The sequence below is a fragment of the Cytobacillus sp. FSL M8-0252 genome (assembly GCF_038007345.1).
GTDB lineage: Bacteria > Bacillota > Bacilli > Bacillales > Cytobacillaceae > Cytobacillus > Cytobacillus kochii.
On the sequence record NZ_JBBOWZ010000001.1, the window covers coordinates 2,057,917 to 2,070,134 of the forward strand.

Genomic DNA, 12,218 nt, shown 5'->3' on the forward strand with positions numbered 1-12,218 from the left:
CAAGGAGGAATAGAAAATGTCTCAAAAAATATTAATTGTCGATGATGCAGCTTTTATGAGAATGATGATTAAAGATATATTGGTGAAAAATGGTTTTGAGGTTGTAGGAGAGGCAGCAGATGGTTTACAAGCAGTTGAAAAGTACAAAGAAACAATGCCTGATTTAGTTACAATGGATATTACCATGCCAGAAATGGACGGAATCACAGCATTAAAGGAAATCAAAAAAATTAATAGTCAAGCTAAGATTATTATGTGTTCTGCTATGGGACAGCAGGCGATGGTGATCGATGCCATTCAAGCAGGTGCTAAAGATTTTATTGTTAAACCATTTCAAGCAGATAGGGTTATCGAGGCGATTTCAAAAACATTGAATCAATAAGCCGTAAGAAGTGAGATGTAATGAACATGTATAAACAAGTAATAGGAAGAATATGTATACTAGCCATTTCCTGCTTATTTTTGACGCAGTTACTTCATGTGACTGCGTCAGCTGAATCTAGAAGTGTTGAGGAAATGGTGAAGGATGAGGAAAAATCCACAGAGAAAAATGAGGTTGAACCAAATATACACTCAGAAGAAATAACAGCAGACACTACGGAAGTCGGGTTAAATGCTTGGGATTTTATTCAGATGATTTTTGCTACAGTGTTTGTGGTTGGCTTGTTATATGGCTTGTTAAAGTTTGTTAATAAAAAGAGCCGCTCTTATAAATCAACCAATGTCGTTAATCACCTTGGTGGGACTGCCTTAGGTCAAAATCGCTCGGTGCAAGTCGTCAAAATAGGTGAAAAAGTGTATATACTAGGCGTTGGTGAAAATGTACAACTCATCAGTGAGGTCGCTGATAAAGAAGAGCGGGATACTTTATTAAAAAATTATGAAGAACAAGGCGACCAGTCATTGCAAGCAAAACAGTTTCTTACTCAACCTTTCAAGATAATGAAGAAGTCGGAAAGTGAACAAGTTAAGAACCAATCTTTTCAAGATATTCTTAGTAAACAACTGGCAGATATGAAAAAAAAACGTTCCGACCAACTTGAAAATTTGAAGAAGGGTAAACACGAACATGAATGAAGTAATGGAGATATTTAATAACAGTTCACCCGATAATATTTCAACATCTATTAAACTGTTACTAATGTTAACAGTACTTTCTTTAGCGCCAAGTATTTTAATATTAATGACATGCTTTACGCGTATCGTGATTGTTCTCTCTTTCGTAAGGACGGCATTAGCTACTCAATCTATGCCTCCCAATCAAGTGATAATTGGACTTGCCTTATTTTTAACTTTTTTTGTGATGGCGCCTACTTTTCATGAGGTTAACGAACAAGCATTATCACCCCTATTCAATGAAGAAATTGATCTAGAGGAAGCATATGATAGAGCTTCCCTTCCCTTTAAAGAGTTTATGAGTGCTCATACGAGAGAAAAGGATCTACAGCTATTTCTAGATTATTCAGGAGCTGAAAAGCCTACTTCTATCGAGGAGATTCCATTAACAGCACTAGTGCCAGCATTTGCTATTAGTGAAATTAAAACAGCCTTCCAGATTGGTTTTATGATTTTTATTCCTTTTCTAGTCATTGATATGGTCGTAGCCAGTGTATTAATGTCGATGGGAATGATGATGCTTCCACCTGTAATGATCTCATTACCTTTTAAGATTTTATTGTTCGTGTTAGTTGACGGTTGGTATTTAGTAGTGAAATCACTACTACAAAGTTTTTAAGTAAGGGAATGTTAGAGAAATGACTTCGGAAACCGTAATTTCAATCGCCGAGCAGGGGATAATGGCAGTACTAATTGTATGCGGACCATTATTATTACTAGCTTTAGTGGTCGGCTTAATTGTGAGTATCTTTCAAGCAACAACACAAATTCAAGAACAGACGCTAGCATTTGTGCCAAAGATTGTCGCTGTGTTAGTTGGTATAGTCGTCTTTGGACCATGGATGTTAAATTATATGGTTAGCTATACGAGTGATATTCTTTCTAATTTAACAAGGTATATAGGTTAAAGTTATTATGCAAGAATTATTCAACTATTTTCCAAGTTTCCTATTAGTATTTGTAAGAATTACCTCATTTTTTGTGATGATGCCGATTTTTTCATATAGGAATGTTCCTAATACAATGAAAATAGGGCTTGGCTTTTTTATTGCATGGATTATGGTATTTACACTCGATTTACCATTACTTGAAATAGACAATATGTATATTTTTCTCATTCTTAAAGAAGCATTGGTTGGTTTGTTTATCGGCTTTCTTGCTTATTTATTATTATCGGCGATTCAAACTGCAGGTGGTTTTATCGACTTTCAAATGGGTTTTGCTCTAGCGAATGTCATTGATCCACAAACTGGTGCACAAAGTCCGCTAACGGGTCAATTTTTATACATTATCTCACTCCTATTTCTATTATCGGTCAATGGTCATCATTTATTATTAGACGGAATCTTCTATAGTTATCAATATGTCCCACTTGATCAACCGTGGATTGCGTTTGGAAATGCTAATATGGCTGAATATATGGTGAAAGCTTTTAGTAGAATGTTTGTTATTGCCTTTCAAATGGCTATTCCCGTTGTCAGCTGTTTATTTCTTGTTGATGTGGCATTAGGGATTCTCGCTCGAACGTTCCCTCAGCTAAATGTTTTTGTAGTCGGGTTACCGTTGAAAATTGGTGTAAGCTTCATCATCTTATTTATTATGATGGGTGTGATGATGTTAGTTGTTTCAAAACTGTTTGAAGAAATGTTGTATTTCTTACGAGGCTTGATGAACTTGATGGGAGGGGCATAAAAAAATGTTTCTCACACTCGATTTACAGCTTTTTGCTGGAGAAAAGACAGAGAAAGCAACACCGAAAAAGAAACAAGATAATCGTAAGAAGGGGCAAGTTGCAAAAAGCCAAGATGTAAATACTGCTATTATGTTACTAGCTGTTTTTACGTTCTTTTTCTTTGCCGCAGATTTTCTGCAAACTTCCATCATCACAATGCTTGAGCATTCTTTTAATGAATATTTATTACTTGATGTAACGGAAGCATCTGTTTTTAAGATTTTATTGGACATCTTAAAAGAACTAATTATGATTGTAGGTCCAATTATGGTAGTGGCCCTTATCGCAGGAATCATTGCTAATTATATACAAGTTGGCGTGTTATTTACGACAAAACCAGTTGAACCGAAGCTTGAGAAGTTAGACCCGATTAAAGGCTTTAAGAGAATTTTTTCTCTCCGTGCTATCGTTGAAATGTTAAAATCGATTCTTAAAATTAGTATCATTGGCGTCGTTGTTTTTTCGATTTTGTGGTTAAGAATTGACGAGATTCTCATTCTCTCACAAAAAACAATTGGGGCTGCAATGAAAACAGTCATTGATTTAACCATCCAAATGGGGATATTTGCTTCCTTAGCGTTATTGGTTCTAGCAATATTAGATTATTTATACCAAAAATATGATTATGAAAAGAATTTACGAATGTCAAAGCAAGATATAAAAGATGAACATAAAAGTTCGGAGGGAGACCCTTTAATTAAATCTAAAATTAAGCAAAGGCAGAGGGAGATGGCGACAAGAAGAATGATGCAAGAAGTGCCAAAAGCAGATGTCATCATTACCAACCCCACTCACTATGCTATCTGTTTGAAATATGATGAGTCGAAAGCAGACGCACCAATTCTTACAGCTAAAGGGGTAGACCATGTCGCACAGAAAATAAAATTAATCGCTAATGAACATAAAGTAATCATGGTAGAGAATAGACCGCTTGCTAGAGGTCTTTATGATCAAGTTGATATTGGCGAGAGTATACCTGAAGAGTTTTTTAAAGCGGTTGCTGAAGTTTTAGCTTATGTATATAAAGTGAAAAACCAATTGGAGAAATGATAACTATTAAAAATAACCATCTATCAAAAGATGGAGAGATAGATTGTTTTATATATCGTTAGGAGAGAATCAGATGGCTGTAAAAGATTTATCGGTGTTGTTGAGCGTTATTCTAATTGTTGCTATGCTCATCATTCCTTTTCCCCATTGGCTATTAAGTATTTTAATTATCATTAATATGGCGCTCGCACTTATGGTTTTACTCATGGCCATGAGTATGAAGGAAGCACTGGAATTTTCTATATTTCCATCGCTTGTTCTTTTAATGACTTTATTTCGCATCGGGTTGAATGTCTCTACGATGCGTGCCATCCTTTCCGAAGGTGATGCGGGAAAAGTTGTTGAAACGTTTGGTTCCTTTGTTACTGGAGGTAACGTAATCGTCGGTTTAGTTGTGTTCATCATTCTCGTAATCGTTCAGTTTATTGTTATTACAAAAGGGACTGAGCGTGTATCTGAGGTTGCAGCAAGATTTACTTTGGATGCAATGCCTGGAAAGCAAATGAGTATTGATGCAGATTTAAATGCTGGGATGATCTCTGAACAAGATGCTAGAAATCGTCGTGAAAAAATCGGGCGGGAAGCAGATTTCTATGGAGCAATGGATGGTGCGAGTAAATTTGTAAAAGGCGATGCCATTGCGTCTATTATTATTACATTAATTAATCTAATCGTTGGAATAATCATTGGTGTCACGCAATTAGGTTTACCAATAGGAGAAGCTGCCACTCATTTTTCTATGTTAACAATTGGTGATGGGTTAGTGAGCCAAATACCAGCTCTTCTAATGTCTACTGCTACTGGTTTAGTTGTCACTAGATCAGCTTCAGAGGGGAATATTGGATCAGATATAACTGGGCAATTATTTTCATATCCTAAAATGCTCTATATTGCCGGCGCGACTATTCTTTTCTTAGGTGTGTTTACACCGATTGGCTTGTTATTAACACTTCCTATCGCAGGTTTGTTAATAGCAGGCGGGTATTTTATTTCTAAAACACCAGCACCTGACAAAGAGCAATTACAAGAAATTGAAGAAGAAGTGCAAACAGATGAAATGAAAAGCCCTGAGAGTGTGATTAATCTATTAAATGTGGATCCGATAGAATTTGAATTTGGCTACGGGCTTATCCCATTAGCAGATGGGAATCAAGGTGGCGATTTACTTGATCGAATCGTTATGATTAGAAGGCAATTAGCCATAGAGTTAGGAATTATCATCCCTGTCGTTCGCATTAGAGATAATATTCAATTACAACCTAATGAGTATCGACTCAAAATAAAAGGGAATGTTATGGCCAAAGGGGAGCTTTTGTTAGATCATTATCTAGCCATGAGTCCAGGTGTCGAGGAAGATTCTATTGAAGGAATTGATACAATCGAACCCTCATTTGGTTTACCAGCTAAATGGATTAATGAAGACACGAAAGAGCAAGCTGAAATTTACGGTTATACCGTTGTTGATCCCCCCTCAGTTGTGTCCACTCATTTAACTGAAGTGATCAAAAATAATGCTCATGAGTTAATAGGTCGTCAAGAAACGAAGCAATTAATCGATCATTTACAATCAAGTTATCCTATTTTGGTGGAAGAAGTCACACCGACGCCTTTAACAACGGGAGATATTCAAAAAGTGCTGGCGAAATTACTTAGAGAAAACATCTCTATTAAGAATCTACCAGTGATATTTGAAAGTTTAGCAGATACTGTTAGATCGACAACTGATACAGATTTATTAACGGAGTATGTTCGTCAAGCACTTGCTAGACAAATCACTGATCAATTTCATGATGAAGGTGAATCGTTAAAAGTGATTACTTTATCTGGAAAAGTAGAAAAGATTATTGCTGATGGGATTCAACAAACAGAACAGGGGCGTTTTTTATCGGTAGATCCGACACAAACACAAACGATTTTAGAGTCTCTGGCAAACCAAATCGAACAAAGCTCTATGTTGAATCATACACCAGTGGTCTTATGTTCACCTGCTGTTCGTTTATATGTAAGACAATTGACGGAAAGGTATTTTCCTCAAGTGCCTATTCTCTCTTACAATGAGATAGAAGCTAATGCAGAAGTACAAAGCGTTGGAGTGGTGAATCTATAATGAAAGTGAAAAAATTTACTGTTAATACAATGGCAGAAGGATTAGAGAAAATACGTAAAGATTTAGGACCAGATGCCATGATTTTACAAACGAAAAAAACTAAAAAAGCAACGGGATTTCTCGGTCTCTTTAAAAAGGAGCAACTAGAGATTATGGCAGGTGTCGACCCTGAGGCAAAGCAGCAGAAATCTGATCAACCACCAGCCTTTCAGACGCAGACTTCTTCAAGTGAGTTAGAGAATATGCAACAAATTATTACGCAGTTGAATGAAGTGAAAGGGCTAATGAAAGAAAAGCGAAACAATTTACATAGGCAAACTGAAACCGTGCCAACAGATGTTAAAACAATGATTGAACGATTACACAATATGGAATTGCCAGCATTTCTTATCAATGAGATGACAGACCATCTATTATCGAGATGGTATAAAGAATCAGAGCAATTACGTGATAGCAAGGTGACAGAATGGATAGAAGAATATCTGACTAGTAAACTAGAAGGTATTTCATTTGGCGGTATTACTTTTAACAATAAATTAATTAAACTGGTAGGTCCAACAGGGGTTGGGAAAACAACTACCATTGCTAAACTGGCTGCTGAAGCGGTATTAAAACATAAGAAACGGGTAGCATTTATTACAACTGATACGTATCGTATTGCTGCTATTGAGCAATTAAGGACATATGCTGATATTTTCCATGCACCTCTAGAGGTTTGCTATTCTGCCGAAGATTATCAGCAGGCAGTAGAAAAGTTTGCTCATTACGATGTGATATTTATAGATACAGCAGGAAGGAATTATCGTCTCGAGGAAAATATAAAGGAGCTTTCCTCTGTAACAAAAGCCACTGATTTTCCGACTGAGACGTTCCTGGTGCTGTCACTTACTGCAAAAGTAGAAGATATGAAAGAGATATATGAGCAATTTACCAGAATGGACATTGACCGTTTCCTATTTACTAAAATAGATGAAACGAGCAACCTTAATGCAGTAGGAGAAATGGTGCTTCGTTTTCAAAAAGGGATTGCTTATATGACAAATGGACAAGAAGTACCCGAAGACTTGAAAGAGATGACAAAGGAAAAATTTTTGAATATCGTTCTCAAAAAGGATTCGGCTTATGTATGATCAAGCAGCTAAACTACGTGATCATTTAAGGAATAATCAACCCTTTATCGATCAAGAAGGTCGTGTCATCTCTGTGATTAGTGGTAAAGGGGGCGTGGGGAAGTCAAATATATCCTTGAATCTTTCCATTTTATTGAAAGAGCAACAGAAGAAAGTCTTGTTAATTGACATGGATATAGGTATGGGGAATCAAGATATTCTAATCGGTCGTTCTTTTCCATTTACTTTAGCTGATTATTTTCATGAAAAGCGCTCATTTAATGAGTTAATAGAAAAGGGGCCATTAGGTATTGATATGATTGCCGGTGGTTCAGGACTCTCAAATATATTGCAACTGGATAAACAAAAGGTGGATAACTTCCTTGATGATTTAAGTGTCGTTTTAAGGACATATGATTTCATCATTTTAGATATGGGAGCAGGGATGAGTTTGGAAGCTGTTTCATTTATTTCATCTTCTAAAGAAGTGATTGTTGTTACAACACCAGAGCCTCCAGCTATAATGGATGCTTATGGTGCGATAAAACAAATTGCCCGAAATCAGTCGGATATTCAATTTTCAATGATTATGAATCGCGTCGATGACATACAGCAAGCTGGTGAAGCATACGAGCGTATTTCGGCAGTAGTAAAGAAGTTCTTACAATTGGAAATTGTATATTTAGGATGTGTGTTTGAAGATAAAAAAGTGAAAAAAGCCGTTCAACACCAAGTCCCTTTTGTCCAATTGGATCGACAGGGACAAGCTGCTAAACAATTAGCACTCATTACTTCTCAATTATTAAATGAAATAGAAAGAATGGAACAAGGAAGCGGTACTTCTTTTATCCAGCGTTTAAAACATTTGCTTTTAAGTAGGAGGTGATGGGTGTGAATAAGATAAAGGTAGTTGTAATTGATGACTCAGCATTTATGAGAAAGCTAATTACCGATTTTTTATCTGGAGATCCACTAATAGAAGTAATAGGTGTAGCGAGAAATGGTGAAGAGGGCGTACGTGAAGTGATTCAAAAACAGCCTGATGTCGTTACACTAGATATTGAAATGCCAATTATGAATGGACTTGAGGCGCTGCAAAAAATAATGGCAAATAAACCTCTACCAGTTATCATGTTATCTAGTGCCGCGAAAGTAAGTACAGATCATACGATACTAGCATTTAAATATGGCGCATTTGATTTTATAGAAAAGCCATCGGGTCCGATTTCCTTAGATTTATATAAAATCAAACATGATTTAATAGAAAAAGTGAAAATAGCACGACAAACAAACATGAAATCGTTAATTAGTCCTATAAAACAACCTCACAAAAACATAAAAACATCTGCCGATTATAGTAATATAGAACTAAAGGGTGAGCATTTAGTATTAAAAGAGAAAAAACCTTTACTCGTTACAATTGCTGCATCAACAGGAGGGCCACGAGCCATTCAATCTATTTTACAAAGTTTTCCGCAGGATATAAATGCAACAATGCTGATTGTCCAACATATGCCACCGTATTTCACCCATTCTTTAGCAAACCGATTGAATCAAATGACTCATATTACGGTGAAAGAAGTAGAAGATGGAGAAAAGTTGGAGAAAGGTGTTGCTTATATTGCTAAAGGCGGCTTACATTTTACTATAAATCAAAAAGGCAGTTTTCTTTTTGCTCATTTATTACCACCGGAGAAAAAAGTGGGGCATTGTCCATCTGCTGATATGCTGTTTGCTTCATTTAGTGAATTGCAGGGCTATAGACAAGTAGCTGTCGTATTGACCGGAATGGGCGTAGATGGAAAAAAGGGAGCACAAAAGTTAAAAGAGAAAACGAAAACAACCATTATTGCCGAATCGAAAGAAACAGCCATCGTTTACGGGATGCCAAAAGCGATAGTTGATAATGGATTAGCTGATGAAGTAGTAGAGTTACAAAATGTCTCATCTACAATCTTGAAGTATGTTTAATGGAGGTGTCCTTAGATGGAAATGAACCAATATTTAGATCTTTTTATTGAAGAAAGTAAAGAACATCTACAAAATTGTAATGATTTGCTGCTTAAATTAGAGCAAAGTCCAGAGGATTTATTCATTGTTAATGAAATTTTTCGCTCTGCTCATACTTTAAAAGGCATGTCAGCTACGATGGAGTTTAATGATTTAGCCCAATTAACTCACCAAATGGAGAACGTGTTAGATCTTATTCGTAATGAGAAACTAGCTGTATCTTCACAAGTACTTGATGTATTATTTTTAGCAGCTGATTACTTAGAAGAAATGGTAGAATCTATTGCCAGTGGAGGCAATGGACAATTGAATGTAGAGACTGTAGTGAAACAATTGCAGAGCTTAGATGGCAAAGAACAGCTTGAGAATGTAAATGCACCGGAAACTATGCAATTTGGGAAGCTGACCTACGATGATTATGAATGGACTGTATTAAGTCAATCAAAAGGTACCGATTATCACCCCTATGAAGTGACGGTGCAATTACATAAAGATTGTTTATTAAAAGCAGTTCGAGTATTTATGGTTTTTGAAACACTAGAGAAAAATGGAGAAATCATTAAATCGCACCCTCAGGCAACTGCTCTTGAAGAGGAACAATTTGACTTTGAGTTTACAGTAACTATTCTCTCCTCTAACACAAAAAAAGAGATTGAAATGGAGCTGTTGAAAATATCTGAAATCGACGCTGTCGAAATCATAGCGATAGATTTGTCTCAGGCAAGTGAAGAAGCGGCGGTAGCTGTAGAACAAGTGGTATTGCCTACAGAAAAAGAGGTTGAAGTAGCACAGCAACAGACTTCATCATTCAAACAGCAGAGCAAACATGCAACGAAAACGATTAGGGTAAACATAGAACGACTAGATATCTTGATGAATTTATTTGAGGAATTGGTGATAGATAGAGGACGTCTACTACAAATTTCTCAAGATTTAGACCATCAAGGGTTACAAGAAACCGTTGAACATATGTCTCGTATTTCCGGAGATTTGCAAAATATAATTCTCAATATGAGGATGGTTCCAATTGATACAGTCTTCAATCGTTTTCCTAAAATGGTAAGACAACTAGCGAAAGATTTACATAAGTCTGTCAACCTAGAGATTATTGGTGCCCAAACGGAATTAGATCGAACAGTCATTGATGAGATTGGTGATCCACTCGTTCATTTGATTAGAAATGCAATGGACCATGGAATTGAAAAGCCCGAAGAGCGTTTAGCGAAAGGTAAGTCACAACAAGGAACAATTATCTTGAAGGCTTATCATAGTGGAAATCATATTTTCATAGAAATAACGGATGATGGGGCAGGAATAAATAAGGACAATGTGTGTCGAAAAGCCATTTCCAAAGGGATTATTAAAGAAGAAGAGATCGCTTCTATGGAAGATCAAGATATTTATCAGCTTATTTTTTCATCAGGCTTTTCTACAGCTAAGGAAATTTCCGATGTTTCGGGCAGAGGCGTCGGTTTAGATGTTGTTAAAAGTACAATTGAATCATTAGGTGGATATGTTACGATTCAGTCTAATGAAGGAAACGGCTCAACCTTCTCCATTCAATTACCTTTAACCCTTTCAATTATTTCCGCTATGTTAGTAGAAGTAGAAAATGAAAAGTATGCTATTCCTTTATCCTCCATTATTGAAACAGCAATTATAAAAAAAGCTGACATTATGAAAACACATAATCAGCAAGTAATCGATTTTAGAGGTAAAGTCGTTCCGCTCGTTTCTTTACAATCTATTTTTGAAGTGAATGATGAAAGTGAAGAAACACCAGAGACGCTTTCAGTTGTTATCGTTCGAAAAGGAGAAAAGCTGGCTGCATTAATCGTGAGTTCTTTTATCGGGCAACAAGAGATTGTACTAAAATCATTAGGTGATTATTTAACGAATGTTTTTGCCATATCGGGTGCGACAATATTAGGCGATGGACAAGTAGCGCTAATTATTGATTGTAATGAGTTGATAAAATAATAGGAAGATGGTGATTGGACTGTGGAAAATAACCAACATACTGTTCAATTAATTGTATTTCAGCTTGGTGATAAAGAATATGGGGTACCTGTTGCAGATGTACTCTCAATAGAAAAAATAGAACATATTACGAGAGTGCCAGGAACAGAGAAGTATATTAAAGGTGTCATTAATCTGCGTGGTGTTATATTGCCAATTGTCGATTTACGCACGAGATTTAATTTACCCGAACACCCCTATTCCGAACATACTAGAATTATTATTACGAAAAAAGGTGAAAAGGAAGTGGGGTTAATTGTCGATGCAGCTAATGATGTGATAGATGTTGCAACATCACAATTAGAGCCCCCGCCTGAAGTGGTAGGAACAGAGTCGTTTGATTATATAAAAGCTGTCGCCAAAATGAATCAACAAATTCTTATTTTGATTGACTTAGCTAAAGTATTAAATATAGAGGAGAATGTAGAAGTTTAATGGCTGATTCTTATTCTATTAATAATCGACACCATCTCCCAAAATTTATAGATATGTTAAAAGAAGTAGCAAATATTGGTGCAGGTAATGCAGCAACAGCACTTTCTTCTTTGCTGGATAAAAAAGTAAATATGCGTGTTCCCTCGGTTCACATCTATACCTATCAAGAGGTAGTCGAGGCGAACGGTAATGACGAGAATGTAACGGTTGGGGGTCTGTCGCAAGTATCAGGCTCTCTTTCAAGCCAACTATTATTATTAATGTCTTATCAAAATGTAGAACGGTGGATAGCAAACTTGCTACAAAGCCAAAATGAAATGTTTAGTAGTCTATACGATCACATGGAACAATCAGCATTAGCGGAATTAATGAATATGTTAACAGGCGCCTACGCTTCAGCACTTGGGGATTTTTTTGAAGAACCACTCTTTTGTTCACTTCCTGCTATAAGTATTGATATGTCAGCTGCATTAATCAGTGATGCTTGTATTACACAATCATACGACTATGATGAGTTATTAGTTATTCAAACGAGTATGGAGATTGTTGAAGAATCGAAAGAAGAGCTTTGTCACTTATTGATCTTCCTCGATAATCACTCGTTATCTGAAATCTTAAAGAAATGTGACGGATAAATATA

General features: G+C 36.2%; 13 protein-coding genes. All 13 read left to right on the forward strand.

The genetic code is table 11. From position 1 onward, the window contains the following. Nucleotides 1-16 precede the first annotated feature (16 nt). The 13 genes from MKX83_RS10605 to MKX83_RS10665 all read left to right on the forward strand — a co-directional run bounded on the left by MKX83_RS10605 (nt 17) and on the right by MKX83_RS10665 (nt 12,213). Nucleotides 17-382: a response regulator gene (locus MKX83_RS10605; protein ID WP_095369520.1), complete on the forward strand. Its 366-nt coding sequence runs from the start codon at nt 17-19 to the stop codon at nt 380-382. 20 nt (nt 383-402) lie between these two features. Next, nucleotides 403-1,077 carry a flagellar biosynthetic protein FliO gene (locus tag MKX83_RS10610; RefSeq protein WP_322909233.1) on the forward strand — a complete coding sequence of 225 codons (675 nt, stop codon included), beginning with the start codon at nt 403-405 and terminating at the stop codon, nt 1,075-1,077. Continuing rightward, a complete protein-coding gene (fliP, locus tag MKX83_RS10615; RefSeq protein WP_095369518.1) occupies nt 1,070-1,735 on the forward strand; it encodes a flagellar type III secretion system pore protein FliP in 666 nt (221 codons plus the stop codon). The genes MKX83_RS10610 and fliP overlap by 8 nt, the downstream gene beginning before the upstream one ends. 19 nt (nt 1,736-1,754) lie before the next feature. Continuing rightward, nucleotides 1,755-2,024 carry a flagellar biosynthesis protein FliQ gene (gene fliQ, locus MKX83_RS10620; RefSeq protein WP_095369517.1) on the forward strand — a complete coding sequence of 90 codons (270 nt, stop codon included), beginning with the start codon at nt 1,755-1,757 and terminating at the stop codon, nt 2,022-2,024. 7 nt (nt 2,025-2,031) lie between these two features. Then, nucleotides 2,032-2,808, forward strand: a complete 777-nt coding sequence (fliR, locus tag MKX83_RS10625) for a flagellar biosynthetic protein FliR (RefSeq protein WP_095369516.1) — start codon at nt 2,032-2,034, stop codon at nt 2,806-2,808. Between the two features lie 4 nt (nt 2,809-2,812). Then, nucleotides 2,813-3,898: a flagellar biosynthesis protein FlhB gene (gene flhB, locus MKX83_RS10630; RefSeq protein WP_095369515.1), complete on the forward strand. Its 1,086-nt coding sequence runs from the start codon at nt 2,813-2,815 to the stop codon at nt 3,896-3,898. A gap of 73 nt (nt 3,899-3,971) precedes the next feature. Beyond that, nucleotides 3,972-6,005, forward strand: coding sequence for a flagellar biosynthesis protein FlhA (gene flhA, locus MKX83_RS10635; protein WP_095369514.1), 2,034 nt, complete (start codon nt 3,972-3,974; stop codon nt 6,003-6,005). Continuing rightward, on the forward strand, nt 6,005-7,135 hold the full coding sequence (gene flhF, locus MKX83_RS10640) for a flagellar biosynthesis protein FlhF (RefSeq protein WP_341055284.1): 1,131 nt from the start codon (nt 6,005-6,007) through the stop codon (nt 7,133-7,135). Before flhA ends, flhF begins: the two co-directional genes overlap by 1 nt. Next, a complete protein-coding gene (locus tag MKX83_RS10645) occupies nt 7,128-8,000 on the forward strand; it encodes a MinD/ParA family protein (protein ID WP_095369512.1) in 873 nt (290 codons plus the stop codon). Before flhF ends, MKX83_RS10645 begins: the two co-directional genes overlap by 8 nt. Continuing rightward, nucleotides 8,000-9,085, forward strand: coding sequence for a protein-glutamate methylesterase/protein-glutamine glutaminase (locus MKX83_RS10650; protein WP_307314400.1), 1,086 nt, complete (start codon nt 8,000-8,002; stop codon nt 9,083-9,085). The genes MKX83_RS10645 and MKX83_RS10650 overlap by 1 nt, the downstream gene beginning before the upstream one ends. Before the next feature lie 15 nt (nt 9,086-9,100). After that, a complete protein-coding gene (locus MKX83_RS10655) occupies nt 9,101-11,104 on the forward strand; it encodes a chemotaxis protein CheA (protein ID WP_322909236.1) in 2,004 nt (667 codons plus the stop codon). Between the two features lie 21 nt (nt 11,105-11,125). Beyond that, entirely contained in the window at nt 11,126-11,578 is a 453-nt protein-coding gene (locus MKX83_RS10660; protein ID WP_095369510.1) for a chemotaxis protein CheW, read from the forward strand. Further along, entirely contained in the window at nt 11,578-12,213 is a 636-nt protein-coding gene (locus MKX83_RS10665) for a chemotaxis protein CheC (protein WP_095369509.1), read from the forward strand. The genes MKX83_RS10660 and MKX83_RS10665 overlap by 1 nt, the downstream gene beginning before the upstream one ends. Nucleotides 12,214-12,218: the final 5 nt, after the last annotated feature.